The following is a 26,693-nucleotide window of genomic DNA, read 5'->3' as shown; positions in this document are numbered from 1 at the left end:
CCGGCCCGGTTTCACCCGGCAGAACTCGCGTCCGGCCAGGCGTCCACCCACCTCAGGCCCGGCCGTTCTCCGGCTCGGCTGCCTCGGACCGGAGTGCCTCGGGCTCATTCACCGCGGTCCCGGCCGTTTTGGGCGCCCCCGCCCGCAGTCCGCCCATCACGAAGTCCAGCAGGCGCGTCGCACGTGGCTGCCAGTCGCTGTGCGGGTCGATCTGCCAGAGCCCGGCGATGGCGAGCAGGAAGTCGTCGGGGGTCAGTCCCGGGCGGATGGTGCCGGCCTCCTCGTTCGCGTTCAGCAGGAGCGTGACAGCACGGGTCACCGGGCCGTGGCCCAGCTGGGCCAGGCTGCCGTACTGGCTGGTGGTTCTGCGCAGCGCGTCGGCCAGGCCCGCCTTGGCCATGGCGTACTGAGCCAGGCGGTCCATCCACTCCCTGAGGGCCTGGTCGGGTACACGGGTCCGGAGCAACTGGGCGGCGGTGTCGGAGACTTGCTGCATCTCGTAGCGATACACCTCCAGGACCAGCGCCTCGCGGTTGGGGAAGTTGCGGTAGAACGTTCCCTGCCCGACGCCCGCCTTCTTCGCGATCGTGCTCAGCGGGGCGTCCGCGGCCTCCGTCAGCTCGGCCAGTGCGACTTCCAGGATGCGCTCGCGATTCCGTTGTGCGTCCGAGCGCAGAGTGACGCTCTTCTCCTCCGGCACTCGCCCTCCTGTTCCGGAATCACGGTCAAGCCCGACCTTGCTGACCGGACAACTGTCCGCTAAGTTCATGAACAAGCGGACGGCTGTCCGCTTGGCTCCACCATAGTGGCAGATCCGGCCATGTGGCCGACCGGTGCCCATCGCTACCGGTTCATCAGCCCACACCACTCACTTCCCCCGGACTGTCTACCGGGATTATCCCGTTCGACGCGCATCAGCAACGCGAAAGAAGGCTGATCATGGCCCCATCGACGTCCAGCGCCATTACTTTGAACATCAATGGCGAGAAGTACACGCTGCCCGTCGACCATCGCACCACCCTGCTCGACGCCCTGCGCGAGCACCTCGATCTGACTGGTACCAAGAAGGGCTGTGACCAGGGCCAATGTGGCGCCTGCACGGTGCTGCTCGACGGGCGGCGGGCCGTCTCGTGCCTTCAGCTCGCGGTCGCGGCCGAGGGGCGCGCGATCACCACCATCGAAGGTGTGGCCGATGGCGATCGGCTGCATCCGGTGCAGCAGGCCTTTCTCGACCTCGACGGCTACCAGTGCGGCTACTGCACACCGGGGCAGATCTGTTCGGCCCTCGCGGTGATCGAGGAGCACGCGGCGGGCTGGCCGAGTGCCGTGACCGACGACCTCCGGCCCGAAGCGGGGGTTCCCGCGCTCACCGCCGAAGAGATCCGTGAGCGGATGAGCGGAAACCTGTGCCGCTGTGGCGCCTATGTGGCGATCGTGCAGGCGGTCGCGCGAGCGGCGGAGGCGGCCGAGGGCAAGGAGGAGGCGGCATGAGGGAATTCGGCTATGAACGCGTCTTCGACGTCGCCGGAGCGGTCACCCTGATCGGTACCGACCCCGACGCCCGGTTCCTCGGCGGCGGTACCAATCTCATCGACCTGATGAAAGCCGGTGTGGAAAGGCCCGCGCTGCTCATCGACGTACGCGAACTCCCGCTCGATGGAATCGAGTTCGCTCTCGACGGCGCGCTGCGTGTCGGCGCGAGTGTCACCAACAGCGATCTGGCCGCGCATCCCGAAGTGCGGTGCCACTACCCGGCGTTGGCGCAGGCGGTCCTGGCCGGAGCCTCGGGGCAGCTGCGCAACATGGCCACGGTCGGCGGAAATCTGCTCCAGCGGACCCGCTGCGGCTACTTCACCGACCTCACCAAACCATGCAACAGGCGTATTCCCGGCAGCGGTTGTCCCGCCATCACGGGCGAGCACCACAATCACGCGATCCTCGGCGCCTCCGAGCACTGTGTCGCCACTCACCCCTCGGACATGGCGGTCGCGCTCGCCGCGTTCGACGCCGTCGTCTCGTACGAAACGGCGGACGGTACGGGCGAGTTGCCGATCGCCGAGCTCTATCCGCCCGTGGGCGACACCCCGCACATCGAGGCCGCTCTTCCGCCCGGTGCGCTGATCACCGGCGTCACACTGCCGCCGTCCCCGGTCGCCGCCCACTCGCGGTACCGGAAGGTGCGAGAGCGCGCCTCGTACGCGTTCGCGATCGGCTCGATCGCCGCCGCGCTGGACGTCCAGGACGATGCCGTACGTGATGTGCGCCTCGCCTTCGGGGCGGTCGCGTCCCGGCCCTGGCGGGCCCGTGCGGCCGAGCGGGCGTTGCTGGGCGGCCCGGTGGGCGCGGAGGCGTTCGCCGCCGCCGCGGATGCCGAACTGGCGGCCGCCGAGGCGCTTCCCGAGAACGGGTACAAGGTGACCCTGATGCGCAATCTCGTCGTGGCCGTACTGACCGAACTCGCCGAGGAGGCCGCCCGATGACCACGACGACCCCCAACGCCGCCGTGACGGGAGCCGTGGGCTCCGCCCGCGCCCGCGTGGAGGGCCGCGACAAGGTCACCGGAGCGGCCCGGTACGCCGGAGAGATTCCCTTCGCCGACCTCGCCCACGGGTGGCTGGTGCTGTCGACCGTGGCCCGTGGCCGTATCCGATCGGTGGAGGACGCACCCGTCCTGGCCATGCCCGGTGTCCTCACCGTGCTGCACCACGGGAACGCCCCGCGCGTCGAAACCGACTACGTGGGGATGCTGGGCCGGCCGAGCCCGGTCCTCGGGATCTTCCAGCACGATCGTGTGCCCTTCGTGGGGTGGCCGGTGGCGCTGGTCGTGGCCGAGACGTCCGAGCAGGCCAGGGAGGCCGCCGAGGCGCTGGTCGTCCGGTACGACGAGGAACCGCACGATGTCGCGTTCTTCGCCGGACGCCCGGGTACGTACACACCGCAGGACACCCCGATGGTCCAGGCGGAGACGGAGAAGGGTGACCTGGAGGCCCAGCTCGACGCCGCCGACGTCGTTGTGGACGAGGAGTACACCACTCCGGAGGAGCATCACCACCCGATGGAGCCGCACGCGGCGACGGCCCGCTGGGACGGCGGCCGGCTCGACGTCGTCGACTCCAACCAGGGCAGCACCTGGGTGGCGAGCGAACTCGCGCAGCTCTTCTCCCTCGACCCGGCCTCCGTACGGGTGCGGTCCGAACATGTCGGCGGCGGGTTCGGATCGAAGGGGGTGAGCCCCCATCAAGTGGCCGCCGCGATGGCCGCCACCGTGCTCCGGCGACCGGTTCGCGTCGTACTGACTCGTCGTCAGATGCCGTCTCTCGTCGGCTACCGCAGTCCTACGGCGCAGCGGATCCGGCTCGGCGCCGACGCGGACGGACGGCTGCGCGCGTTCGATCACCAGGCGCAGAGTCTCACGTCGACCGTGCACGAATTCATCGAGTCGAGCGCCGTGCTGGGACGCGTGATGTACGACGCCGACGCGCATCACACGCTGCACCGGCTGGTGCGGCTCGACGTGCCGGCCCCGTCCTGGATGCGCGCGCCGGGCGAGGCGCCGGGTTCCTTCGCCCTCGAATCGGCCCTCGACGAACTGGCCGAGAAGTGCGGCGTGGATCCGATCGCACTGCGCGCACGCAATGAACCCGGGACGGGCCCCGTGTCGGGGTTGCCGTTCAGCAGCCGCAACGTGCTCGCCTGCTTCGAGGAGGGTGCCCGCAGGTTCGGCTGGGCGGACCGCGACCCGCGTCCCGGCCTTCGCCGTGAGGGGCGTTGGCTGCTCGGGACCGGGACGGCGGCGGCCACCTATCCTTCCGGAGCCGGACCGTCCACGGCGGCGGTGACCGCGGAGACTGACGGTACCTTCACCGTACGGATCAACGCGGCGGACATCGGGACCGGGGCACGGACCGCGATGACCCTGGTTGCCGCGGACGCGCTGGAGGTGGATCCGGACCGGGTCCGTGTGCGCCTCGCGGACAGCGACCTCGGCCCGGCGATGTTCGCCGGGGGTTCGATGGGCACGCGCTCCTGGGCGTGGGCGGTGACGCTCGCCGCGGGCGACCTGCGCGAGCGGCTGGCCCTCGGCGGCGGAATTCCGCCGGAGGGGATCACTGCCCGGTCGAACACGGCCGAGGCCATCGGCGCCCTCGCGAAGCAGGAACGGCACTCCTTCGGCGCACAGTTCGCCGAAGTCGCGGTCGATGTCACCACCGGTGAGATACGTGTGCGCCGGCTGCTCGGCATCTTCGCCGCGGGCACCATCGTCAACCCCCTCACCGCCCGCAGCCAGTTCATCGGCGGGATGACCTGGGGGCTGTCCATGGCCCTTCACGAGGAGGCGATCAGGGACGAGGCCTCCGGTGGTCTCGTCGGCGCCGACCTCGCCGGATATCACCTCGCCTCGCACGCCGATGTGCCGCTCATCGAGGCGGATTGGGTGGACGACCCCGTTCCGGGCGACCCGGTCGGGATCAAGGGCATCGGCGAGATCGGCATCGTGGGCGTCGCCGCGGCCGTGGCCAACGCGGTGTGGCACGCGACCGGTGTACGCCACCGGAGCCTGCCGATCCGTCCGGACCGCGTCCTGCGCGCGGCGGACGCGGCCCGGATCCCGGCGGCGGACGACGCCAGGGGTCGCACGGCGGACGAAGCCCGGAGCCGGGCGGAGGGCGGAACCCGGAGTGCTTGACATCGCCGAGGAGCTGAACCGTTGGTTCGAGGAGGGCCGGGAATTCGCCGTCGCCACCGTCGTGGCCGTCGACGGCAGCGCGCCGCGCGGTCCCGGTGCGGCCCTGGCCGTGGACGGTCACGGCTCCGCCATCGGATCGGTCTCCGGCGGTTGCGTGGAAGGGGCGGTGTACGACCTGTGCGTCCAGGCGCTCCAGGACGGCCGGACGGTACGCGAACGGTTCGGCTACGGTGACGAGGACGCCTTCGCCGTGGGGCTCACCTGCGGGGGCGTCCTCGATGTCCTGGTCACGCCGGTGCGCGGGGACGCGCCGGTGTTCCGGGCAGGGGTCCAGGCCGCGGCCCGAGGGGAGACGTCGGCCCTCGCCCGGGTGGCCCGGGGACCGGGCCGACTGCTCGGCAGGGCGCTGCTCGTCCACCCCGACGGATCGTACGAGGGCAGTCTCGACGGACATCCGGAACTGGACCGGACCGCGGCGGCGGAGGCCCGCGCGATGCTGGACACTGGCCGCACCGGTTCCGTCGAGATAGCGGAGGACGGATCACGTTGCCCGGACGGTGTGACGGTGTTCGTGGAGTCGAAGGTGCCGCAGCCCCGGATGATCGTCTTCGGCGCCGTGGACTTCGCGACGGCGCTCGTACGCGTGGGCAAGTTCCTCGGCTACCACGTGACCGTGTGCGACGCCCGGCCGGTCTTCACCACCCGCGTCCGCTTCCCGGAGGCCGACGACCTCGTGGTCGACTGGCCGCATCGCTACCTCCGGCGCACCGTGACCGACGAGCGAACCGTCCTGTGTGTGCTCACCCATGATGCCAAGTTCGACGTTCCTCTGCTGGAGACGGCGCTGCGGTTACCGGTCGCGTACGTCGGCGCGATGGGCTCACGGCGCACTCACGAGGACCGCGAGCGACGTCTGCGCGAAGCCGGCCTCACCAACCGGGAGTTGACCCGCCTGCGCTCCCCGATCGGCCTCGATCTCGGCGCCCGCACCCCCGAGGAGACGGCCCTGTCCATCGCGGCGGAGATCGTGGCGGCGCGCCGGGCCGGGACAGGCGTTCCGCTGACCGGCTCGGGAACGCCGATCCACCCTGACGCGGAGGGGAGGAAGGAGCACGACGACCGCTCCCGTGCGGCGGCATGACCCGGCTCGGTTCTTTGCGCCGGTAAACGGCCTCGAACGGTGAGGTGTGCAGGCGCAGGGTGCTGACGGTGAATCCGTTGCCGCCGAGACGACCGGGGCGGGCCGGCCGACAAGGCCTGTTCGCCGCGTCGTGCTCCCGCAGCCCCGGCGCGGCCCACACCGTCGTCCGACGCCTCCGCCAGGGTCGTGCCGCCCGTACCCCCGTCTCTCCCGAGTCATTCCTTGCCCGCCGAGAAGCAACCGCCGCACTCCATGCTGATCGTCTTGCGAAGCTCGCCGGTGATCAGTCCGAACCGGGTAGTTCGGGTCCTGAGAAGTCGGGTCCTGAGAAGTCGGGGCTCGAAAAATCGGGAGCGCTGAAGCCCGGCCCCCTTCGCGGCTCAGGCACCAACTTCGCGCCGTCCCCCGCGCGTGATGTGGCCGTGCTGTCCGCATGACCCGCGCCCCTGGGAGGCAAGGGCTGGAGCGACTCGGACAAAAAGGGCAGAATCCCGTGTTCCAGCAGTGCCTTCTCCCACGCGTCGCGCGCATGGGCCGGCTCGGGGTTCGTGCCATCGGCCGCCGGGCGGTTTCGCGCCGCGACCACCAGAAGCCAGACGAGACCGGCGAGTACCGTCGCCACCGCCACACCTGCCGCCGCCAGACCGGCGATGAGCATGACGTCGGCGAGGTGTGAGTGCATGCCGACTGCCCGGAAGGCGAAGCCGATCAAGCCGAAGACCGCGGCAGCCGTTGCGGAGAGCCCCGGTACCAGTACTGCCGCCGCGTGCAGAGTGCTGCTTCTGGTGGCTGCCGCGTCGTCGGATTCGCGACGTGTGCGACGACGTGTCATGTCCGACGAGGTCGCGACATCGAGCACCTGACGGTAGGCGCGGTATTCGGAGGCGGCCGAAGCGGCGATGGCGGTGCGCGCGCCGAGCGCTCGGGTGCGCAACTGTTCGTTGTGGAGAGCTCCGGGGGCGCGGCGCCTTTGCTCTTGGATCGTGGGGGAGTTCAGTGCCTGATCCAGGATGCGCTCGAATGCGGGCAGGTCCTCTGCCCGTAGGTGATGCGGACGGTCCACGAGTCTTCCTTGGTCGGTGAAGTGCGCTCGGCGGTTGCTCACGATGATTCCCGGATTGCGCAATCCCTGAATCGTGTTGGCGCAGCCGCCGTGATCGGACGGGCGGCATGGTGATACTTGCTATATTACGCAACTGAGCAACCATGAGTGTCGCAATCCGCCGCACGGAGGAGGAACTGCCCCATGACTGTCGTACGCCGAGCGCTGTCACGAATCGGCCCGGTCCTGGCCCTGGCGGTTCTCGCCCTGACGGCCTGTGCGGTGCTCACGCCCGTCCGGGCCCAGGCTGCCGGGAGTGGCCTCGACGACGTGGCCGAAGCCCTGCGGAAGAGCCCCGTGTACGTTGATCCGCGGGCCCGGGACCAGCTCTCGGAGACCGTCGCCGAGGACCTCGCGAAGAGGATCGAGGGCGCGGACAAGCCCATCTTTGTCGCAGTGCTGCCCGCGTCCGCCGAGTTTCCTCCCGAGACCCTGATGCGCGACCTGCGCACCCGAGTCGGCATCGCCGGCCTGTACGCCGTCCGTCTCGGCGACGGTTTCCGTGCGAACGCGGACTCCTCGGTGATGTCCCGCAACGCGGTCGGTAATCTCACCGGCGCCGTCAAACGCTCGCACTCCGGTGATCCCGAAGGACTCCTCGCCTCCTTCGTCGACCAGGCCACCGAGCAGGCCAAGGGGCAGGCACCGGCCACCTGGAGCGGCTCCGGAAACGGCGACGGGGGTGGCGGCGGGGGAGTGCTGCTCGTCCTCGGAGCGGTCGCGGTGGCCGGCGGCGGAGGGTACGCCCTCTACCGGCGCTCCGAGAAGAAGCGCCGGCGCGCCGAACTGGAAGCCCTTCGGGTCGTCGTCGACGAGGACATCACCGCCTTCGGTGAGGAGCTGGAACGACTCGACTTCCATCCGTCGGAGCCCGGCGCCGACGACGCGATGCGGCAGGACTACTCCCACGCGCTGGACATGTACGACAAGGCCAAGGAACTGATGACCGTGGCCGCCGGACCGCAGGACGTCCAACCGGTGACCGCCGCACTCGAAGAGGGCAGGTTCGTGCTCGCCACCCTCGCGGCCCGCCGTGCCGGAACCCCGGTACCCGAACGGCGCGCCCCCTGCTTCTTCGACCCCCGCCACGGTCCGTCGGTCGTCGACGCCCGCTGGGCCCCGCCGGGCGGCACGCGGCGCGATGTACCCGTCTGTGAGGCCGACGCCGCACTCCTCGCGGCCGGTCATGAGCCGATGACCCGTCAGGTGCAGACGGCGCAAGGTCCCCAGCCCTACTGGAACGCCGGACCCGCCTACGCGCCCTGGGCGGGCGGCTACTTCGGCGGCGTCGGCGGCATCTTCGGTGGGCTGCTCGCCGGCACGATGCTGGGCTCGATGCTCAACGCACCGTCTGCCTTCGCCGACACACCGCCCGCCGAAAACGCCCTTGGCGGTGGGGAGTTCACCGGAGCGGACTTCGACCCGGGCGACTTCGGTGGTGGTTTCGCAGGTGGCGGCTTCGAAGGCGGAGGCGACTTCGGCGGCGGAGACTGGTGACTCCCGCAGCCGCGCGGCCACGCGAGCGGGCAGGCGCGGCCTTCGGTGGGGCGGCGGTGCCATCGCCGTGATCGATTGGCTCAGGATGCGCAATCGTTCAGCCGGGGCGCGGCTCGACATGGCTCCACGCAGTCTGCCCGCGACCGGCGACGTGCGCGCGTTTGCGGGTCGACAGGTCTTATGTCGTGCGGCGTGCGGGCCGCCGGGTGTCGATTTCGGCAATGGACCGATGCCGACGACCGCAGCGTTCCGCAACTTTCCATCTGTAGAAATGCGACCAGCCTGCCGATCAGCGCCCGGAGCGTCCGGGTGGCGGCGGCTCAAGGAGCGGCACAGTGTTCTCTGACGTGGGTCCGCTGGAACTGATCACACTCGTTTGTCTTGCCACCCTTCTCTTCGGCCCGGACAAGCTGCCGGAGCTCATCCAGAACGTGACGGGCTTCATCCGTAAGTTCCGGCAGTTCTCCGAGAACGCGAAGCAGGAGATCCGTTCCGAACTCGGTCCAGAATTCCAGGACTTCGAGTTCGAGGATCTCCACCCGAAGACGTTCGTGCGCAAGCACGTCCTGAGCGGTGACGGCGACGGCCTCGGAATCGACGAACTCCGCAGCGCTCTCGACCCCAGGCAGGAACTGACGGATGTCGCCGACGCTATCCGCGGCGCAGCCGATGGTGAGGCCGCGGAGAGTTCGCTGTCGGGCTCTGCCGCGCCGGCAAGAGCGCCGGGCGCCGTGTCCTTCAACAAGGACGGGGGCACGACGGCGCCCGCACGGACACCGTTCGACGCCGATGCGACCTGAGGCCCGCTCGCGCGGATCACGCCGGGCTCGCGTACCCCGGCACCGCCGCACCGCGTTGCCGTCGGTCGCCATGACCCCTTCCCCGAGCTCTCGGCTCCGTTTGAGCAGGGGAGACCCCATCCGACTCCCTCCTCCGCCTCGCGCTTCCGAGCCAGTCCACACCACCCCGAGGTCAGTTCGTACGCGGGGCGATGCCATTGATCGACGCGACCGGGCTTCGTACCATCTTCCGATGGGACATGACGACCTTCCGAGCCTTGAACTCGCCTTTCCCGGACCGGAACGTGACCGTGGAGTGGCAGCGATCCTGAGCGGTCGGAAGACCGCGCTCACGGGCCTCTTGGCGATCTTCGAGCACGCCGGGGAGGCGGTGCCGCAGACCGGTCAGTGGTACTCGGTGCTCGATTCCGAGGGTCGTCCGGCGGTCACGATCGAGCTCGTCGACGTACGCGTCCTTCCCATGAAGGAGATCGACGACGAATTCGCGCGAGCCGAGGGGCGCGGCTACTCCGACGTCGCGCAATGGCGGGCAGCCCACGAAGAGTTCTTCCAGAGCGAGGGCGTGAGCGAGTTCCTGGGCCGTACCCCCGTCATCGACGATGGCACTCTCGTCGTTGCCGAACGTTTCCGAGTGGTCGAGTCCGCCTGAGGGCTGTGCCGTAATCCCTGGCGGGCGCGCGACGACAGCTACGGCACCTCTGCGCGTTGTCGGAACGTCCGCGTACATCCAGTATGCGGACGTCCCTCCGCCTCGCGATGCACCGCATCCGACGCGATCCGTCAGAACCGCGCCGCCCAGGAAATTCACGAATGGCGTGACCGCAATCAGCGGCGCAACAGTATCGAGGCCACTGTCTCCCAAGGAGTTCGCGCCTACGGCCTGCGCCGGTCTCGCCACCGAAGCCGGCCCGAACTCATCTTCAGAAGTTCACCGCTGCGGTGATGAACCTCGCTCGGCTCGAAGCCTGGACCAGCGGAACACCGCGCATCGGCACCCGCAGCTCCCGCTTCGAAACACTGAGGCCCGCCGCCTGACGGTGACCGGCCTCACGAAGGGTCCGACCTTGACCAACAGAGTCGACGGCCCGGCCCCTTGCGCGCGGAGGCCGCTTACTTCGTCACAGCGTTCAACGCGTTCACGATCCCCCGCCCGCAGAATCCGTTGTGGTTCTTCGGCCCCTTGCACACGGCGTCGATCTTGCCGTCGGAGTCGATGTCGTACGGATCCGTGCACGGCGTGGCGTCGGCCTCGGAGTACAGCAGGGTCTTCACCTGGCCGGCGGTGCCGTGCGGGTGCGTCGACTTGATGAGGGCGGCCACCCCCGCGACGTGCGGGGACGCCATCGACGTGCCCGCCTTGTAGGCCCACGTGCCGCCTGGCATCGTGCCGAGGATCAGACCACTGGTGGCCGGCGCGGCCGGGGGCTGGTAGAGGGGGGAGTCGCCTCCGGTGTGATGGCGTCACCCGGGAGCATCGGGGGCGGCAGTGAGCCGAACGCGAGGGCAGGCACAAGGACCCGACCGTGAAACCCCGTCGCGGGGGCGGCGGGGTTGCAGTGATCGCTACGGCTGCGCGCGGTATTCGTTCGCCGCCCCCGACCGGGCATGGACGGGTACGGCCACGTTCGAGCCGGTCAGGCCGACCCGGGTATGACCGGGGCATGCGGCGGCCCCTGGTGTCGGCACGGTCCCGCTCGCCGGCTGAACGCCCCGTCCACACGGCGAGCAGGGCAGTTCTCGCGCGATGGCTACAACGTCACGATGCGTTCGACCGCAGCCTCGACGAGTTGTTCGCGCTCGGCCTCCGAGAACACCCCCGGCAGTGTCCCCGCTGCCGTGCGATCGTCGCCTCATCCGGCTGGAGGCGCTCGTAGACCCGGGCGCCCGCCTGCGGCGCCGGATCAGGAATCCCGGTCTTCAACGGGGAGTTCGACCCCACTCTCTTCAAGGTCACCGACCGCACCTCGTTCGACAACGACGTGACGATCACGTGGTTCGACCGGCGTTGACATGTCCAGGGCTTCGGCCCTCCCGCGTCCCTCCATGAGCCGACCGGGTTCGCGCTGCTGCTGAAGCCCATCGAGGTGGAGGCCCGAATATGAGGACTCCCGGCCGGGGTGGACCGGTGCGATGACGCGGCGGCACGGGCGCGAGGCGCTCGGACAGGCTGTACATGCCGACGGGGCCGGCGGCTCCGTGCAGGACGAGTACCTCGGGGCCCTCGCGCTTTCCTGCACGGTCTGTTCGGAGCCTGGGTGGCCGCTCGGCGGGAGTTCGATGATGGCGGTGTCCATGGTGGGCCCTTCCGTTACGGCGCGCAGGCGGTCAGAGGGCGGTGAACTGTGCGACGAGGTCCGCGGGGGCGTCGTGGGCGAAGCAGGTGACGAGGCTCGCCGCGGAGTCGGCGGCGGGCGGCCTCGGCGCGGGGGAACATGGCTTCCTCGTAGCGGGCGAGGGCCCCTTCTGCGTCGCCGGGGTGGTCCAGGAGGGCGCGGGCGAGCTCGTGGGCGTCCTGCATGGCGTTGTTGGCGCCTTCGCCGGCGAAGGGCGACATCAGGTGCGCGGCGTCGCCCAGCAGGGTCACGCCGGGCACGCGCTCCCAGCGGTGGCCTCCGGGCAGGGCGACGATCGGCCGGGGCGCGAGCGGGCCGTCGGCGTCGGCGAGAGAGCGGCCTGACGGAGAACGGCCGTCGGCAGGCCGTCCTGCTCGGCCAGCGCCTCCGGGGTATTCCCCTCGCGGCTGTCCATCACGGCCCGCTGCCCCGGGCGGAGCAGACCGCATGTCTGATCGGGGAGCAACTGAAGAACGCTCCTCTGCACGTCTCGGAAGTCGCCGGTGACTACGTCCCCTACCTGCCGACAAGGCAAGAGCTTCCGGCGGAGTCCGCAGACTACTTTCTCCGCTTTCTCGACGGTGCGACAGTCGAGGAGCGGAAGCGCGGACCAGCGCTGGCCCGCCAGGCACTGGACTTGTTCACCCGGCCGGTGGACGGTGAACTGGACCGGCACGAACTGGTTGTCACCCACAACTTCCTAGTCGCCTGGCTCGTCCGGGATGTCATGTACGCGCCGAAGTGGCGCTGGCTCGGACTCAACCACGGCAACGCGGCGCTGACGGTCATCCGCTACGCGCCCGGCCGCCCCGCTTCCGTGCTCTAACGACATGCGGCATCTGCCCGCCGAGCTGCGCTGGACCGGCTTCCCTCCCGAGTTGCACATCTGAGTCGATTGGTTGCGTCGTCCGGTCGTCGGTTCGGTGTGCCGTCCGCCGACGCGCGGTGGACGTGGATCGAGCCGTCGCTTTCCGGCAGAGGGCCGCAGTGGGGAGGCCGGCGGCGGGGCCGGAGGGACGTCGGCACCGGCGCCATCAACCTGCCGCTCGACCCGTTGTCCACCGCTGCGGTCAGCGGGCATTCGTACGCACAGGTGCTGTTGGCCCGTTCTGATTTCCCGTCACCCGCAACAGCGGCACCTGGGTGAAGGTCCTTGGCTTTCCTAGAGTTCCTAGGTTATAACTAGGATCCCTAGGAAAGCGGGGAGGGTGCATGGCACGGGCCGGGCTGACGGCGGAGCGGGTGACAATCGCGGGCGCCGACTTGGCGGATGAGGTCGGGCTCGACCAGGTGACCATGTCGCAGGTGGCGCGGCAGCTCGGCGTGAAGGACGCGAGCCTCTACACGCACGTCCGCAGCCTGGAGGACCTGCGCGGACGGATCGCACTGCTGGCGGCGGACGAGAAGACCATTCTTATCGCGGAGGCGACCGCCGGACGGGCGGGCAAGGACGCGCTGGTCGCGTTCGCGAACGCCTGGCGGGAGTACGCCCACCAGCATCCCGGCCGCTACATGGCGACGCAGACCCCGGTTCGGATCGACCCCGAGCTGGCCGCAGAGGCACCCGGCCCACGGCGTGCGATCGAGCTGACCTACGGCATGCTGCGCGGCTACAGACTGGCCGAGCCCGACCTGACCGACGCGGTCCGGTTGCTGCGCAGCACGTTCCACGGGTTCGTCGCCCTGGAGGCCGCGGGCGGGTTCGCGCACGAGCGTTCACCGCAGCACTCCTGGGTCCGCGCCCTCGACGCCCTGCACACCCTCCTGGAGCACTGGCCCCCATCCCGAGAAGGAGACTCCCCATGACCGCCCCGACCATCGGCAGCCTGCGCGTGAACGGCGCGACCCTGCACTACGAAGTGCGCGGCCAGGGCCCGCTCCTGCTGCTGATCCCCGGCGGGACGGGTGGCGCGGCCTCTTTCGACGGCGTCGCCGACGACCTGGCCGCCGAATACACCGTCGCGACCTACGACCCACGCGGCATGTCCCGCAGCACCCTGGACGACCCCGAGGCCGAGCAGAGAGTGGCCGAGCACGCCGACGACGCGTTCCGCTTGCTCGAACTGTTGTCACACGGTGAGCCCGCCCGGGTATTCGGCGCCAGCTCGGGGGCGATCGTCGCCCTGCACCTGCTCACCACTTATCCCCGACGCCTCGAACGCGTCGTGGCGCACGAACCGCCGGCAGTGGAGGTCCTGCCGGACGCCGCCGAACATCGCGCGCTCATCGCGCGCGTGCAGGAAACGTTCCGTACTCAGGGGCTCGTCCCGGCGATGGCCGCGTTCGCCGAGGGCCTGAAGAAGGCCGGTGACACCACCGAGCCGAAGGCCGACATCAAGCTTCCGCCACTAGCAGCCGCGCGGGCGGAGCGGACGATGGCCAACCTGCCGTACTTCGTCGAGCGCATCGTGCCCAGTTTCATGTCCTACGCCCCCGACATCCACCGGCTGCAGGCGCTGTCGGACCAGCTCGTGCTCGCCTGCGGCCAGGACTCACGAGGTGAGCTGCCCTACCGTACTGCCGCATTCCTGGCCGAGCGTCTCGGCGCAGAACTCCAGCACTTCCCTGGCGGGCACATCGGCCTGACCACGCATCCCGTCCAGTTCGGCGAACTTCTTCGGAAGGTCTTCCGGGCCTAGCGTTTCGCGTTCGGATCAGGCCTGGCCCGCCTGCCTCGATGCCGTGCCGTGCCGATTTCGCTACGGCCGAGCGGATACGGATTTCCCGGCCCTGGCCCAGTTGGCGTGCAGCCGGTCCAGGTAGGACTGCGCCTGACTGCCCGGGTGTGCGCCGCGGGCGAATGCCAGCATGTTGCGCGACCCGGTGTTGTAGCCCAGAGCCAGCAGTTCGTCCTTCGTGTACGTCCCCGGCCAGTGGGTCGGCAATTGCGCGGCCAGGTCGTGCAGATGCCAGGCAGCCGCCTCGATTGCCAGGTTCCGGTCGTCGGGCAGTTCCTCCCACCGGCGATTCGCGAATCCATGTCGCCGCTTGGTCTCGTCGAAGGCGGCACGGTGCATGTTCGCGATACCGAAGGAGGCGTCCGGCTTGTAACGCTGCCAGGCACGTTCCAACTCCGGGTCGTGCGGCTTGTACGACTCGTTGTAGAGGATCGCCATCAACAACTTCGGATCGACTCCCGCTCGGGTTGCGTGGGTGCGTACCTGCGGTGCGTAGAACGCCGGATCGTAGGCCCCGGGCAGGGGCGCGTCCGGGCTGCTCCCGACGGGTGCCGGAGTGCCCGGAGTGCTCGGTGAGGCAGCGGCGGTCGCGCCCGGTGGCCCGCCGGCCGGGGTGGTTCGCGGACTGTCCGCGGGCTGGGAGGCATGACCGCAGCGCACCAGGAACCACGCCGCGAGCACCAGCACCAGCACCCCGAGCCATCGTCGACGCGCCCCGGAGTCTGTCACCGTTTGCTGCCTCTCCCGTGCGCCACCTGTGTTCCCCACAGCCTACGGAGTTCAACCGGTTTCGGCGCACGGCAGCGCCACGGCGGCGGTTCGGCGCAGTGCCGCCCACCCGGGGGAGCGCGGTGGTTCTCCGGTGTCGCTCCGCCCTGCGCAAGCCATTCATGCAATACGCAAGCGCGCCGCCCGGCGAGGGCGGGAGCCCGCGCCACGGTCCGCCCGGCGGGCCGCGCGTACGCGACGAACGCGATCGGGCGCGCACCGGATCACACGCCCGCGAGCGGGCGCCGGCCGTTGTCCGGCATACCACAAGCACCTGAAGCGGAGTCGGGTCCTACGGCCCCCGCCGACCGACGCGCCGCCGCGGATCGGGGCGGTCGGTGGCGGGGTCGGTACCGGACAGGTGGGCCCTCGACCTCGGAGATCTCAGGCGCCGATCCCGCGACGCCCGCGTACCGGCTCGGTTGTGACATCGGCACGCGCCGCCAATTGACGGACCATCAGCCGCACCACGGTCACGACGTCCGGGTCGTCCACGAAATAGACCATCCGTCGGCCCTCGCGACGCGAGCGTACGAGTCCCGCGAGCTTCAGCTTCGTCAGGTGCTGGCTGACGGCGGGCAGCGCACCACCCACCCGCTCCGCGAGCCCGGTCACGTCGCACTCGCCCTGGGCCAGTGCCCACATGATGTGCAGCCGCGCCGAGGAGGCCAGCAGCCCGAACGCCGCGGCCGCCTCCGCGAGTACCTCGGCGGACGGGTCCTCGAAGCTGTCGACGCCTGTCGCCACCGCCAGTCACTCCCATCTCCGCAGGATCGCTTGTGAACCTCCCCAGTCTAGGCCGCCCTCGGGAGCCCCGGGCGAAGCCGGCCGCCGACGCCGATGGCCCGGTTCGCCGTCCCGCACCGCCGACGGCCCGTGGTGCGCGCGGCCCGAGGGAACTCCGGTACTCCGGCCGCGCCTTGAGAGTCCTGACGCAGGGATGTCCGTTGCGCAACCGGCACAGCCCGCTCCGCGTCCTCATCTGTACAGTTGCGCAACCAAGCAACACATTGCCGGCCCGGGACCGCCTCTCCTGGGTACGGCCCGACGACAGGAACGACGAACATGGGCATCATCGGCTGGATCATCCTCGGGCTTGTCGCCGGAGTCATCGCCAAGGTCCTGCTCCCCGGGCGCGATCCCGGCGGTCTGATCGGGACCACCCTCATCGGCATCGCGGGCGCCTTCGTCGGCGGCTGGCTCTCGGCGCGCTTTCTCGACCGGCCCGTGGAGAACCACTTCTTCGACCTGACCACGTGGGGTGCGGCGATCGGCGGCTCCCTCGTCCTGCTCGTCGGCTACCGCATCCTCTTCGGCAACTCACGGGACTGACGAGGCCGGGACCGTCGGAACTCCTTCGCCCCTTGCCGCTCTCCGTTCATTGCCGTGGAAAGCCGGAGGGGCTCAAGGGAGCGTGGGGCCGGGTCACGCGTGACGCGCCGAGGTCGGCGCGTCCGGGCCCTGCGAGCACGACGGAAACCCGGTTGCCCGATACGAAAGCCGCTGGCAGGCTCCTCGCCATGCCTACCCTCGCCGCCCATGACGGAACCACACTTGCGTACCACGTGTATGGAAACGGCGCTCCTGTGGTCTGCCTGCCCGGAGGGCCCATGCAGGCGTCCCAGTACCTCGGGGAACTCGGCGGCCTTTCGGCCCACCGGCAGCTGGTCATGCTGGACCTCCGGGGCACCGGCGAGTCCGCGATTCCGGAGGACTCCGCCTCCTGCCGTTGCGACCGACTCGTCGATGACGTGGACGCCCTGCGCGAGCACCTCGGCCTCGAAACGATGGATCTGATCGGACACTCCGCGGGTGCGAATCTGGCGGCGTTGTACGTGGGCCGCCACCCGGAGCGCGTCGGCAAGCTCGCATTGATCACACCGAGTACCCGGGCCGTCGGCGTCGCGATCACCGGAGACATCCGGCGCGAGACCGCGCGGCTCAGGCAGGACCAGCCGTGGTTCGGGCCGGCGTTCGAGGCCCTGGAGGCGATCGTCGCAGGCCAGGCGACGGACGACCGCTGGCGGGCCGTCGCGCCGTTCTTCTACGGGCGATGGGACGAGGCGTCCCGAGCCCATCAGGCCGCAGAGGACGAACAGAAGAACGCGGAAGCCGCGGCCGTCTTCGGCGCCGAAGGGGCTTTCGACCCGGATGCCACACGCGCGGCTCTCGCACGGTTCGCGGCGCCGGTGCTGCTGCTCGCCGGGGAAGTGGACCTGGGCGCCCCGCCGCGTGTGATGGCCGAATTCGCCGGGCTCTTCCCGGACGCGGAGTTCGTCGTTCAGCCCGGAGCCGGCCACTTTCCGTGGCTCGACGATCCCGATTGGTTCGTGGCCACCGCCGCGGCGTTCCTTGGATAGGTGACTGCCGCATCTTCGGTTCCGGGGGCCGGAGTTGTGCGACTTCGGGCCACTTCCGGATCGGAGTGGGTGACCGGATGTGTCCGTGTCGCCGGCCCCGCTCGCAGCGGACAGTCCGTCGATCGGTCCACGGGCACGGGCGGTGGGTCCGAGTGCCCTGCGAGGCCGAGTTGTCAATGGGACGGCGGGTGCGGTGGCGGCACGTCGGGCCAGACCAGCAGGACGGGACAGGAGGCGTGGTCGACGACGAAGCGTGTCGCGGGTCCCAGGCTGCGAGGCCCCGGACGGCGGTCGCCGTCGCGGGCGCAGACGAGCAACTCGGCACCCTCGGCGGCGCGGACGACTTCCCTTTCGATACGGCCGTGGGCCCGGAGCCGTGTCGCGGGCCGGCCGAGACGCTCGGCAGCCGCGTCCAGGAGCGCGGCGGCGGCGCTCGCGGACAGGGCCGCCACCCGGTCGCCGGGGTCGCGCTCGGCGTGGCCTCGGCCGAGCAGACCGACGAATGCGCCGTGGGCCGCTTCGGCGACGTCGTCGCCGGTGACGTGCAGCAGGGTGATCGCGTCTCCGGTCAGGACGTGGGTGCGGGCGGCGTCCACCGTGGCCCGCCAGGTGCCCTCGTCGATCCAGATGAGCACGGTCACGTCGGCCTCCGATGGTCGGCAGCGTCATTCACCGTGCCACAGAGGTGGCCATCCGGACAGCAGGCGCGGTCGGCGGGCACGGCATCCACCTGCTTGTTGTACGAGCCCAGCCGGGCCGTACGTGTACAGCCGCCCGTGCACCTGCCCGCGCACCCGGTGGTCGGCTCAGCGCGGTCTCCGGTACCGGCGCGAGCCGTGATCGTGGAACCGCCGAGCCGCTCAGCCCGGAAGGCACGCGGTGATGCCGAACCCACGGGGCGGGCTTGCCGGGGCCGGAGCTCTCGGCCGAACGGACGGACCGGGGGATCATCGGTCCGGCCCGGAGACCCATCGGTCAGCGCCGTGCACGGGGACCTGTCGAGACGTCCCGGGCTTCGCGGCCGGCCGGGGCCGCTCCGTCACGAGGACGCACCGCGCACCCGGACACTTCGTCGAAGCGTTTCAGGACCAGCCGCGCCACATCGGGGTGTTCGCCGAGCGGGCCGGAGGTGAGACAGGCGCCGGCTCCCCGTGCCCGACGGGCGAAGTGGCCGGGAGCCATCAGATAGCGGGCGACCGCCACCCGCCGGTGGCCCGCAGCGCGCAGGGCTCCCACCGCGTAGGCCGGCGTCGGCGAATTCCCGGACAGGTAAGCGGGGATGACCCGGTATCCGAGCCGCTGCCTGAGCAGGTCGGCCATCAGCACGGTGTCCGCGACGGCGTCCGGATCGGTGGACCCGGCGGCCGTGAGCACGACGGCATCCGAGCCCGATCGTGCCGGGGACCAGCCCGCTTCGGCGAGTCGGTCGCCGAGCGCCGCGGCGAGCAGCGGGTCGGGACCGAGCGCCGCGGCCACCCGGATGTCCAGGTGCGGGGAGGCAGCCCGTACGGCGGGGAGGTCGCCCCGGATGTGATGGCCCGTGCTGAGCAGCAGCGGAACCAGAACCACCGGGCCGCGCAGGTCGGCCAGCACCTGGGCAGGCGTCGGCGGGGCGAGGCCGAGGAAGGCGAGGCGGGCCGTCAGGTCGGGCCGCTGGGCGCGGATCTCGTCGAGCAGGGCGCGGTAGGTGGCGATGCCTGCCGAGTCCTGGGTGCCGTGGGCGACGGCCAGCAGGGTGGGGGCTGTGGGCCCGTCCGTCATATCGCCGCCTCCAGACCGTATCCGCGCTTGGGCACCGTACGCACCAGCGGGGCGTGCCCGCCCAGCGCCGCGCGCAACCGGGCGACGGCCGCCTCCACCGCGTGCTGGTCGGCCTGGCCGGTGAGCCAGACACGGCTCAGCAGTTCGGTCCGGCTGAGTACGCGCCCCGGCCGCTCGGCCGGCGCGCGCAACACCGCCGCGAGCAGCGGAGGGAGCTGAACGGCCGACTCGCCGTCGATCAGCACGGCGTTTCCCTGAAGCACCAATGTGCTTGCGCCGGAGCGGACTTCACGTCTGCCACGGGCGGGCAGAGCCGTCTCGACGGTCCGCACCATGGCGCCGAGCCGGCCCCGCTCGGGGCAGAGCACGCAGATTCCGGCTTCCTCCAGTGGCCGGGCACAGACCGGACCGACGCAGACCGGGAGCACATCCTCCCGAAGCGCGCCCAACACCTCGTCATGGAGACCGAGTTCGTCCGCACTGGCGAGGAATGCGGTGATCGCGGGCGCACGGGTGAAGGTGAGCGCGTGCCGTTCGCGGCGGACCGTCTGCTCGACCGGGCGGCGCAACGCCGACGGATCGTCGGGCGGACCCCAGCGGTAGACCGGAATCGGGATCACCTCGGCTCCTCGCTCGCTCAGCGCGGCGGTGAACGCGTCCAGCGGGACCCCGTGCTCCTGTACGGCGATCCGCCTGCCGGGCAGATCGCGCGCGAGCAGCCAGGTCAGCAGCTCGTCGGTGGCCTCGGTGACGGGGGAGAAGGTCTCGCTCAGGCCTCCGGCGCGCACCGCGCCGGTCGCCTTCGGGCCACGGGTGAGCACCACCGCGTCCCGGCAGACCTCGGCCAGCCACCCGCCGAACCCTCAGCCGTCGGCCGCACTCAGCCAGCCGCGCCAGCCGACCCCGGTGGTCGCCACCACGTAGTCGAGCGGCGCGTTCAGGCACCGCGCGGTGGCCCGGCGCAGCGCCGCGTCGTCCTCCAGAGGGAGGATCCGCAGAGCCGGTGCCTCGACCACCCTGGCACCGCGTCGACGCAGCAGCGCGACGAGCTCTTCCCGGCGGCGCGCGGCGGTGCCGACGGTGCAGCTGCTCGCCCTGCTGGTGCTGGCCGTCGCCGGCGCCGGACACCCGCGGCTGCTGGTGCTGGTCTATGTGCCGCTGATCGTGCTGGCGGCACTCGGCGCGGCGTTGCGGATGGACAACCTCGCCGACGCGCGCAACGAACGCGGCGCGATGACACGGAACGGCCAGGCCGCGTATCTGGCGTTCCTCGGGTACTACGGCCTCTGCCTGGCGGCGACCCGGGCCGTCTATCTGTGGCGGTCCGCACACCGCCTGCCGGGGGTGTGACTGGACGGTGCTCAGGGCCGGTGTCGTCGCGCCCAGCCGTCCGCCGCGCACCGAGGAACGCGGCCGCGCCGCCGCTGTGAGCAGCCGCGACCGGACGGCCCGTTCCCGGACGCCGCCGTCCAAGGGGCCTTGGCGGACCGCCTCGGCCGTGTCCTCTCTTCCCAGGGGCACGGCCGTGACCTGTGCCCTCCGTCCGCTGGAACGGACGCCGGAAAAGCCGCTGCCGCGGCCCTGCCGGGATGAGTATCGGGGCGCATGGTCCTAGGGTGCGAGCCATGGCAGAGAGCGCAGGTCACTGGGGTGCTGCGGGGTGGGACGACCCTCCCGCCTCGGGCCCTCGTACTCCGGACCCACGCCGCTGGCAGGCGCTCGCGGTGTGTCTGATCGCCGGGTTCATGACCCTGCTCGACGTATCCATCGTCAATGTCGCCCTGCCGTCGATCCGGGAGGGGCTCCACACGCCGGAGTCCGACCTGCAATGGGTGCTCTCCGGCTACTCCCTCGCCTTCGGCCTGTTCCTCATCCCCGCAGGACGGCTCGGTGACGCGCGCGGACGCCGCGAGGTGTTCATGATCGGGCTGGCGCTGTTCACCCTGGCGTCGGCGGCCTGCGGAGTCGCGCAGTCCAGCCTGTGGCTGGTGGTCGCCCGGCTCGTCCAGGGCCTCGCCGGGGGCTTGATCTCACCCCAGATCTCGGCATTGATCCAGCAGATGTTCTCCGGTGACGAGCGCGGCCGGGCCTTCGGCATGTTCGGCACGGTGGTCGGTGTCTCCACCGCCGTCGGCCCGCTGTCGGGAGGGCTGCTGATCCAGGCGGCCGGTGCCGGGGAGGGGTGGCGCTGGGTGTTCTACGTCAACCTGCCGCTCGGCGCCACCTGCCTGCTGCTGGCCCGGCGCCTGCTCCCGGACACCCCCGCGGCCGGACGGGTACGCCTGCGCGACCTCGACCCGCTCGGAGTGCTCCTGCTCGGCACGGGTGTGCTCGCTCTGCTGCTGCCCTTCGTCCAGTCGCAGCAGTGGCCCGGAGACCGGAAGTGGCTGCTGCTCGTGGGCGCCGTTGTGCTGCTCGCCGCCTTCGTCGGGTGGGAGTCCTGGTGCGGCAGGCGCGGCACGCAGCCCGTCGTGGACCTGTCGCTGTTCCGGGTCCGCTCCTACTGGCTGGGCTGTCTGCTGATCCTGCTGTACTTCGCCGGATTCACCTCGATCTTCTTCATCACCACGCTCTACCTGCAGAGCGGCCTGCACTACTCCGCCCTGCAGGCGGGACTCGCCATCACCCCCTTCGCCGTGGGCGCGGCGGTCGCGGCAAGCCCCGGCGGCCGGCTCGTCGGCCGGTTCGGGCGGCCTCTCGTCGTCGCGGGGCTCGCGACGGTGGCCTTCGGGCTGGCGGTCACCGCGCTCGCCGCGCACCTCGTGCCCGGCCGGGGCGTGGGGTGGGCGATGGCGGCCCCGCTGCTGCTGGCGGGTCTCGGCAGCGGCCTGGTCATCGCCCCGAACCAGACACTGACCCTGTCCGAAGTTCCGGTGGCGGGTGCGGGCAGCGCCGGCGGAGCCCTCCAGACCGCCCAGCGCGTCGGTTCGGCGATCGGGATCGCCGCGGTCGGTTCGATGTTCTTCGCGCAAGTGGGCGGGGACGGGTGGGCCATCGCGTACGACCACGGACTCGTTATCGCGGTCGCCTTCGTCGTCGTCGCCCTGATCATCGGGCTGGCGGATGTGCACGGAGAGCGCCGCAGCCGGATGCGTGTCCACAGGTCCGCCCGCAGACCGTCCGCGGGGAGAACGCCAACGTAGGGAGAACACCATGAAGCGGAGCGAGACCAGTACGGCCACCGGTTCGGGCGCCGACGGCAACGCGGCCTACGGGCACAAGGCATTCAAGCGGTCCAGGAGCCACTTCGCCGACCGCATCACCGCCGACGGCCGGGACGGCTGGCCCGTCGAGGCCGGGCGCTACCGGCTGGTCGTCAGCCGCGCCTGCCCGTGGGCGAGCCGTGCCCTGGTGTCGCGTCGGCTCCTCGGGCTGGAGGGAGCCGTCTCCCTGGCCATCGCCGATCCGATCCAGGACGACCGCAGCTGGCGCTTCACCCTGGACGAGGGCGGCCGGGATCCGGTGCTCGGCATCACATACCTGAGCGAGGCGTACGACGCCCGGGAGCCGGACTACCCCGGCGGGGTCAGCGTTCCCGCGATCGTCGACGTACCCAGCGGCAGGCTCGTGACCAACGACTACCAGCAGATCACGCTGGACTTCGCGACCGAATGGACCGCGCTGCACCGGCAGGGCGCGCCCGACCTGTATCCCGAACGCCTGCGTGACGAGATCGACGAGGTCATGGAGGGCATCTACCGCGATGTGAACAACGGCGTGTACCGCGCGGGGTTCGCGGCGGAACAGTCCGAGTACGAGGCCGCGTACCAGGACGTGTTCCGCCGCCTGGACCAGGTGTCCGAACGCCTCGCGGACCGGCGCTACCTCCTCGGCGAATCCCTCACCGAGGCGGACATCAGGCTGTTCACCACCCTGGTGCGCTTCGACGCCGTCTACCACGGACACTTCAAGTGCAACCGCTCGAAGCTGGCCGAGGACCGCGTTCTGTGGGCGTACGCCAGGGACCTCTACCAGACGCCCGGTTTCGGTGACACGGCCGACTTCCATCACATCAAGCAGCACTACTACCGGGTCCACACCGGCATCAACCCCACCGGCATCGTGCCCGTCGGCCCCGATCTGTCGGGCTGGCTCACCCCGCACCACCGGGAGGAGCTGGGCGGACGCCCGTTCGGCGACGGCACCCCGCCGGGTCCGGTGTCGCCCGGGGAGCAGGTCCCGCCGTCGGGGCGTCCCTGAACCCGGAGCCCGTGCGGTCGCGGCCGGGCAAGGGGGCAGGGCCCTGTCGAGTCGCCGGCGATCACGAGATATCTTGATGTCAAGCAATGTTGCAGACGTGGAGCGGAGCACAGGGTGACTGACTCGACCATCATCTACACACACACCGACGAGGCTCCGGCCCTGGCGACCTATTCGTTCTTGCCCGTGGTCCAGGCGTACGCCTCGACGGCCGGGGTCAATGTCGAGAGCCGCGACATCTCGCTGGCCGGGCGCATCATCGCCGTCTTCCCCGAGTACCTCCAGGAGAGCCAGCGCATCGACGACGCGCTCGCCGAGCTCGGTGCCCTGGCCAAGACGCCCGAGGCCAACATCATCAAGCTGCCGAACATCTCGGCTTCGATCCCGCAGCTGAAGGCTGCCGTCGCGGAGTTGCAGGCACAGGGTTACGCACTGCCGGACTACCCGGACGATCCGCAGACGGATGAGGACAAGGACGTCCGCGCGCGCTACGACAAGGTCAAGGGCAGCGCCGTGAACCCGGTGCTGCGCGAGGGCAACTCCGACCGCCGCGCCCCCGCCTCGGTCAAGAACTACGCCAAGACGCACCCGCACCGTATGGGCGCCTGGACGGCCGATTCGAAGACCGACGTCGCCACCATGGGCGTCGACGACTTCCGCTCCACCGAGAAGTCCACGGTCATCGCCGAGGCCGGTTCGCTGCGCATCGAGCTCGCGGGGGACGACGGCACCACCACCGTTCTGCGCGAGTCGGTTCCGGTGCTCGCCGGCGAGGTCGTCGACGCGGCGGTGATGCGCGTCGCGGCCCTGCGTGAGTTCTTCACCGCGCAGATCGCCCGTGCCAAGGCCGAGGGTGTGCTGTTCTCGGTGCACCTCAAGGCGACGATGATGAAGGTCTCCGACCCGATCATCTTCGGGCACGTGGTGCGTGCCTTCTTCCCGAAGACCTTCGCCGAGTACGGCGACACGCTCGCCGCGGCCGGCCTGACCCCGAACGACGGGCTCGGCGGCATCCTCAAGGGCGTCCAGGCGCTGCCCGACGGTGCCGCGATCAAGGCGTCCTTCGAGGCCGAGCTCGCCGACGGCCCGGCGCTGGCGATGGTCGACTCCGACAAGGGCATCACGAACCTGCACGTTCCCAGTGACGTCATCGTCGACGCGTCCATGCCGGCCATGATCCGCACCTCCGGCCACATGTGGGGCCCGGACGGCAAGGAGGCCGACACGATTGCCGTCCTGCCGGACAGCAGCTACGCGGGCGTCTACCAGGTCGTGATCGACGACTGCAAGGCCAACGGCGCCTTCGACCCGTCGACCATGGGCTCGGTGCCGAACGTCGGCCTGATGGCGCAGAAGGCCGAGGAGTACGGCAGCCACGACAAGACCTTCGAGATCCCCACCACGGGCACGGTGCGGGTCCTCGACGGCAACGGTGACGTCGTGCTGGAGCAGGTCGTCGGTGCGGGCGACATCTTCCGCATGTGCCAGACCAAGGACCTGCCGATCCGGGACTGGGTCAAGCTCGCCGTCACCCGTGCCCGCGCCACCGGCGCCCCGGCCGTCTTCTGGCTCGACGAGGACCGCGCCCACGACACGCAGCTCGTCGCCAAGGTCAAGACCTACCTCGCCGAGCACGACACCGACGGTCTGCAGATCGAGATCATGTCGCCGCAGAAGGCGACCGCGTTCTCGCTGGAGCGCATCCGCCGGGGCGAGGACACCATCTCGGTGACCGGCAACGTGCTGCGTGACTACCTGACCGACCTGTTCCCGATCCTCGAACTGGGCACGAGCGCGAAGATGCTCTCCGTCGTTCCGCTGATGAACGGCGGCGGACTGTTCGAGACCGGTGCCGGTGGCTCCGCACCCAAGCACGTCCAGCAGCTTGTCAAGGAGAACTACCTCCGCTGGGACAGCCTCGGTGAGTTCTTCGCGCTCGCGGCCAGCTTCGAGCACCTGGCCACGACCACGGGCAACGCGCGTGCCCAGGTCCTCGCGGACACCCTCGACCGCGCGACCGGCACCTTCCTCAACGAGGACAGGTCGCCGAGCCGCAAGCTGGGTGGCATCGACAACCGCGGCAGCCACTTCTACCTGTCCCTCTACTGGGCCCAGGAGCTGGCGCGGCAGACCGACGACGCGCAGCTCGCGCAGGCGTTCGCCGCGCTCGCGAAGACACTGGAGGAGCAGGAGCAGACCATCGTCGACGAGCTGATCGCGGTCCAGGGCTCGCCGGCCGACATCGGCGGCTACTACCAGCCCGACCCGGCCAAGGCCGCGGCCGTCATGCGTCCGTCGGCGACGTTCACGCAGGCCATCGCCGCCATCGGCTGACGCGACAGCCGCGGAAGGGGCGCGTCCAGGCCCGCCCCCTCAGCTCTCCCGCCCCGGTCGGCACCATGCCCGGCCGGGGCGGTTCCTCGATGCCGGGCCGCCGCCGCGAGCGCTCGGCGGTGCCGGAAGTTCTCCGCGCAATCCCGTACGAGCAGCCGTTCCGCCGGTAGGTTCGATTGACCCGGATCAACTGCTTTCGAAGGGGGCGGACTGTGCTGACAGGCAGGAAGGCCGTGGTGACCGGAGGATCTCGGGGCATCGGCCGCGCGATCGTCGAGCGCCTGTGCCGCGACGAGGCGCACGTCGTCTTCAACTACGCCACCAGCGACGTAGCGGCCGCGGAGGTCGTCCGCGCCGTGCGGGACAAGGGCGGCGAAGCATCGGCCGTCCGTATCGATCTCGCCGATCCGGACGGGCCGCAACAGCTGATGGAGGCCGCCGAGGCGAGGCTGGGCGGTCTGGACATCCTGGTGAACAACGCCGCGCTGTGCCTCCCCCCGTCCCTCATCGCGGACACCGGACCGGACGTGTTCGACAAGGTGATGGCGGTCAACACCCGAGCGGTCTTCATGACGATCCGCCACGCGGCCCGGCGGATGCGTGACGGCGGCCGCATCGTGAACATCTCCACGGCCAACACCGTGCGGCAGGGCCCCGGCATCTCCGCGTATGCCGCCAGCAAGGGCGCGGTCGAGCAGCTCACCGCCGTCGCGGCCCACGAACTCGGAGCCCGGGGGATCACGGTCAACACCGTCTCACCCGGTGCGACCGACACCGACATGCTGCGCGGCGCCAACGAGCCGGAGGCGCTCGAAGCAGTCGCCGGAATGACACCTCTCGGCCGACTGGGCGAACCCGAGGACGTCGCCGACGTGGTCGCCTTCCTGGTCGGCCACGACGGCCGGTGGATGACAGGTCAGAACGTACGCGCCACAGGCGGGCTGGCCTGAGCGGCGCAGCAGCGATGCCCGGAGCCGGTCACCGATCCGGGCGTTCGCCGTCTCCTGCGGCAACGGTGCCTTCCGGTGGGGG

At 70.6% G+C, this 26,693-nt stretch carries 21 protein-coding genes and 5 pseudogenes; 17 read left to right on the top strand and 9 right to left on the bottom strand.

The window, feature by feature from the left end; all coding sequences use genetic code 11:
- Positions 1–52: 52 nt before the first annotated feature.
- Positions 53–700 (bottom strand): TetR/AcrR family transcriptional regulator, encoded by a 648-nt coding sequence (locus ABZ826_RS27710; protein WP_361453834.1) that lies wholly within the window; start codon positions 698–700, stop codon positions 53–55.
- A 239-nt stretch (positions 701–939) separates the two neighbouring features.
- Here ABZ826_RS27710 and ABZ826_RS27705 point away from each other — a divergent pair, with 239 nt between their 5' ends.
- From ABZ826_RS27705 to ABZ826_RS27690, 4 genes are read left to right on the top strand one after another with little or no spacing between them, the layout of a single operon-like run.
- Entirely contained in the window at positions 940–1,491 is a 552-nt protein-coding gene (locus ABZ826_RS27705; protein ID WP_361453831.1) for a 2Fe-2S iron-sulfur cluster-binding protein, read from the top strand.
- Positions 1,488–2,480, top strand: a complete 993-nt coding sequence (locus ABZ826_RS27700; protein ID WP_361453828.1) for a xanthine dehydrogenase family protein subunit M — start codon at positions 1,488–1,490, stop codon at positions 2,478–2,480. Before ABZ826_RS27705 ends, ABZ826_RS27700 begins: the two co-directional genes overlap by 4 nt.
- On the top strand, positions 2,477–4,687 hold the full coding sequence (locus ABZ826_RS27695; RefSeq protein ID WP_361453825.1) for a xanthine dehydrogenase family protein molybdopterin-binding subunit: 2,211 nt from the start codon (positions 2,477–2,479) through the stop codon (positions 4,685–4,687). Before ABZ826_RS27700 ends, ABZ826_RS27695 begins: the two co-directional genes overlap by 4 nt.
- Positions 4,680–5,828, top strand: coding sequence for an XdhC/CoxI family protein (locus tag ABZ826_RS27690; protein ID WP_361453822.1), 1,149 nt, complete (start codon positions 4,680–4,682; stop codon positions 5,826–5,828). The genes ABZ826_RS27695 and ABZ826_RS27690 overlap by 8 nt, the downstream gene beginning before the upstream one ends.
- Before the next feature lie 283 nt (positions 5,829–6,111).
- On the opposite strand, the gene ABZ826_RS27685 is transcribed toward ABZ826_RS27690, so the two are convergent.
- Positions 6,112–6,891: a hypothetical protein gene (locus tag ABZ826_RS27685; protein WP_361453819.1), complete on the bottom strand. Its 780-nt coding sequence runs from the start codon at positions 6,889–6,891 to the stop codon at positions 6,112–6,114.
- 183 nt (positions 6,892–7,074) lie between these two features.
- On the opposite strand from ABZ826_RS27685, the gene ABZ826_RS27680 reads away from it, so the two are divergent.
- The 3 genes from ABZ826_RS27680 to ABZ826_RS27670 all read left to right on the top strand — a co-directional run bounded on the left by ABZ826_RS27680 (position 7,075) and on the right by ABZ826_RS27670 (position 9,876).
- Positions 7,075–8,427, top strand: coding sequence for a hypothetical protein (locus ABZ826_RS27680; protein WP_361453816.1), 1,353 nt, complete (start codon positions 7,075–7,077; stop codon positions 8,425–8,427).
- Between the two features lie 335 nt (positions 8,428–8,762).
- Positions 8,763–9,227 (top strand): sec-independent translocase, encoded by a 465-nt coding sequence (locus ABZ826_RS27675; protein WP_361453813.1) that lies wholly within the window; start codon positions 8,763–8,765, stop codon positions 9,225–9,227.
- A gap of 232 nt (positions 9,228–9,459) precedes the next feature.
- The gene (locus tag ABZ826_RS27670; RefSeq protein ID WP_361453810.1) at positions 9,460–9,876 is read left to right on the top strand and encodes an ASCH domain-containing protein; all 417 of its coding nucleotides are present in this window, start codon (positions 9,460–9,462) and stop codon (positions 9,874–9,876) included.
- A 461-nt stretch (positions 9,877–10,337) separates the two neighbouring features.
- On the opposite strand, the pseudogene ABZ826_RS27665 reads toward ABZ826_RS27670, so the two are convergent.
- Positions 10,338–10,676, bottom strand: a pseudogene (locus ABZ826_RS27665) (S8 family serine peptidase); the annotation flags it as partial.
- An 876-nt stretch (positions 10,677–11,552) separates the two neighbouring features.
- Positions 11,553–11,892, bottom strand: a pseudogene (locus ABZ826_RS27660) (FAD-dependent monooxygenase); the annotation flags it as partial.
- Here ABZ826_RS27660 and ABZ826_RS27655 point away from each other — a divergent pair.
- The 3 genes and pseudogenes from ABZ826_RS27655 to ABZ826_RS27645 form a co-directional block, all read left to right on the top strand.
- Positions 11,892–12,450: pseudogene (locus tag ABZ826_RS27655) on the top strand (histidine phosphatase family protein); the annotation flags it as partial. The pseudogenes ABZ826_RS27660 and ABZ826_RS27655 sit on opposite strands and share 1 nt — an antisense overlap.
- 322 nt (positions 12,451–12,772) lie before the next feature.
- Positions 12,773–13,366 carry a WHG domain-containing protein gene (locus ABZ826_RS27650; RefSeq protein WP_361453807.1) on the top strand — a complete coding sequence of 198 codons (594 nt, stop codon included), beginning with the start codon at positions 12,773–12,775 and terminating at the stop codon, positions 13,364–13,366.
- Positions 13,363–14,199, top strand: a complete 837-nt coding sequence (locus ABZ826_RS27645; protein ID WP_361453804.1) for an alpha/beta fold hydrolase — start codon at positions 13,363–13,365, stop codon at positions 14,197–14,199. The genes ABZ826_RS27650 and ABZ826_RS27645 overlap by 4 nt, the downstream gene beginning before the upstream one ends.
- A 60-nt stretch (positions 14,200–14,259) precedes the next feature.
- On the opposite strand, the gene ABZ826_RS27640 is transcribed toward ABZ826_RS27645, so the two are convergent.
- Positions 14,260–14,967, bottom strand: a complete 708-nt coding sequence (locus tag ABZ826_RS27640; protein WP_361453801.1) for a transglycosylase SLT domain-containing protein — start codon at positions 14,965–14,967, stop codon at positions 14,260–14,262.
- Between the two features lie 423 nt (positions 14,968–15,390).
- Complete coding sequence (locus ABZ826_RS27635; protein WP_361453798.1) at positions 15,391–15,753, bottom strand: metalloregulator ArsR/SmtB family transcription factor; 363 nt, start codon at positions 15,751–15,753, stop codon at positions 15,391–15,393.
- 318 nt (positions 15,754–16,071) lie between these two features.
- Here ABZ826_RS27635 and ABZ826_RS27630 point away from each other — a divergent pair, with 318 nt between their 5' ends.
- Together ABZ826_RS27630 and ABZ826_RS27625 are read left to right on the top strand one after the other, a co-directional pair.
- Positions 16,072–16,338 (top strand): GlsB/YeaQ/YmgE family stress response membrane protein, encoded by a 267-nt coding sequence (locus tag ABZ826_RS27630; RefSeq protein WP_361453795.1) that lies wholly within the window; start codon positions 16,072–16,074, stop codon positions 16,336–16,338.
- A 188-nt stretch (positions 16,339–16,526) separates the two neighbouring features.
- Complete coding sequence (locus ABZ826_RS27625) at positions 16,527–17,366, top strand: alpha/beta hydrolase (RefSeq protein ID WP_361453792.1); 840 nt, start codon at positions 16,527–16,529, stop codon at positions 17,364–17,366.
- 173 nt (positions 17,367–17,539) lie between these two features.
- Here the strand turns inward: ABZ826_RS27625 and ABZ826_RS27620 are convergent, their stop codons facing one another.
- The 3 genes and pseudogenes from ABZ826_RS27620 to ABZ826_RS27610 form a co-directional block, all read right to left on the bottom strand.
- Positions 17,540–18,007 (bottom strand): universal stress protein, encoded by a 468-nt coding sequence (locus ABZ826_RS27620; protein ID WP_361453789.1) that lies wholly within the window; start codon positions 18,005–18,007, stop codon positions 17,540–17,542.
- Positions 18,008–18,341: 334 nt separating this feature from the next.
- On the bottom strand, positions 18,342–19,127 hold the full coding sequence (locus ABZ826_RS27615; protein WP_361453786.1) for a CbiX/SirB N-terminal domain-containing protein: 786 nt from the start codon (positions 19,125–19,127) through the stop codon (positions 18,342–18,344).
- A pseudogene (locus tag ABZ826_RS27610) lies at positions 19,124–20,170 on the bottom strand (uroporphyrinogen-III synthase); the annotation flags it as partial. The gene ABZ826_RS27615 and the pseudogene ABZ826_RS27610, both read right to left, overlap by 4 nt.
- Positions 20,171–20,198: 28 nt before the next feature.
- On the opposite strand from ABZ826_RS27610, the pseudogene ABZ826_RS27605 reads away from it, so the two are divergent.
- The 5 genes and pseudogenes from ABZ826_RS27605 to ABZ826_RS27585 all read left to right on the top strand — a co-directional run.
- A pseudogene (locus ABZ826_RS27605) lies at positions 20,199–20,360 on the top strand (MFS transporter); the annotation flags it as partial.
- 392 nt (positions 20,361–20,752) lie between these two features.
- Entirely contained in the window at positions 20,753–22,270 is a 1,518-nt protein-coding gene (locus ABZ826_RS27600; RefSeq protein WP_361453783.1) for an MFS transporter, read from the top strand.
- A 10-nt stretch (positions 22,271–22,280) separates the two neighbouring features.
- Complete coding sequence (locus tag ABZ826_RS27595; RefSeq protein ID WP_361453780.1) at positions 22,281–23,327, top strand: glutathione S-transferase C-terminal domain-containing protein; 1,047 nt, start codon at positions 22,281–22,283, stop codon at positions 23,325–23,327.
- 114 nt (positions 23,328–23,441) lie between these two features.
- On the top strand, positions 23,442–25,661 hold the full coding sequence (locus ABZ826_RS27590) for an NADP-dependent isocitrate dehydrogenase (protein ID WP_361453777.1): 2,220 nt from the start codon (positions 23,442–23,444) through the stop codon (positions 25,659–25,661).
- Positions 25,662–25,897: 236 nt separating this feature from the next.
- The gene (locus ABZ826_RS27585) at positions 25,898–26,611 is read left to right on the top strand and encodes an SDR family oxidoreductase (RefSeq protein ID WP_361453774.1); all 714 of its coding nucleotides are present in this window, start codon (positions 25,898–25,900) and stop codon (positions 26,609–26,611) included.
- Positions 26,612–26,693 lie beyond the last annotated feature (82 nt).

The organism is Streptomyces sp. NPDC047515 (assembly GCF_040643055.1).
GTDB lineage: Bacteria > Actinomycetota > Actinomycetes > Streptomycetales > Streptomycetaceae > Streptomyces.
This window is presented reverse-complemented; position numbering and strand designations above follow the sequence as displayed.

What these genes read in the sequence shown, in the direction of transcription:
- ABZ826_RS27625 (WP_361453792.1), top strand. Translation starts at nt 16,527, where the DNA reads ATGCCTACCCTCGCCGCCCATGACGGAACCACACTTGCGTACCACGTG.
- ABZ826_RS27615 (WP_361453786.1), bottom strand. Translation starts at nt 19,127, where the DNA reads ATGACGGACGGGCCCACAGCCCCCACCCTGCTGGCCGTCGCCCACGGC.
- ABZ826_RS27595 (WP_361453780.1), top strand. Translation starts at nt 22,281, where the DNA reads ATGAAGCGGAGCGAGACCAGTACGGCCACCGGTTCGGGCGCCGACGGC.
- ABZ826_RS27700 (WP_361453828.1), top strand. Translation starts at nt 1,488, where the DNA reads ATGAGGGAATTCGGCTATGAACGCGTCTTCGACGTCGCCGGAGCGGTC.
- ABZ826_RS27695 (WP_361453825.1), top strand. Translation starts at nt 2,477, where the DNA reads ATGACCACGACGACCCCCAACGCCGCCGTGACGGGAGCCGTGGGCTCC.
- ABZ826_RS27705 (WP_361453831.1), top strand. Translation starts at nt 940, where the DNA reads ATGGCCCCATCGACGTCCAGCGCCATTACTTTGAACATCAATGGCGAG.
- ABZ826_RS27645 (WP_361453804.1), top strand. Translation starts at nt 13,363, where the DNA reads ATGACCGCCCCGACCATCGGCAGCCTGCGCGTGAACGGCGCGACCCTG.
- ABZ826_RS27600 (WP_361453783.1), top strand. Translation starts at nt 20,753, where the DNA reads ATGGCAGAGAGCGCAGGTCACTGGGGTGCTGCGGGGTGGGACGACCCT.
- ABZ826_RS27630 (WP_361453795.1), top strand. Translation starts at nt 16,072, where the DNA reads ATGGGCATCATCGGCTGGATCATCCTCGGGCTTGTCGCCGGAGTCATC.
- ABZ826_RS27670 (WP_361453810.1), top strand. Translation starts at nt 9,460, where the DNA reads ATGGGACATGACGACCTTCCGAGCCTTGAACTCGCCTTTCCCGGACCG.
- ABZ826_RS27680 (WP_361453816.1), top strand. Translation starts at nt 7,075, where the DNA reads ATGACTGTCGTACGCCGAGCGCTGTCACGAATCGGCCCGGTCCTGGCC.
- ABZ826_RS27650 (WP_361453807.1), top strand. Translation starts at nt 12,773, where the DNA reads ATGGCACGGGCCGGGCTGACGGCGGAGCGGGTGACAATCGCGGGCGCC.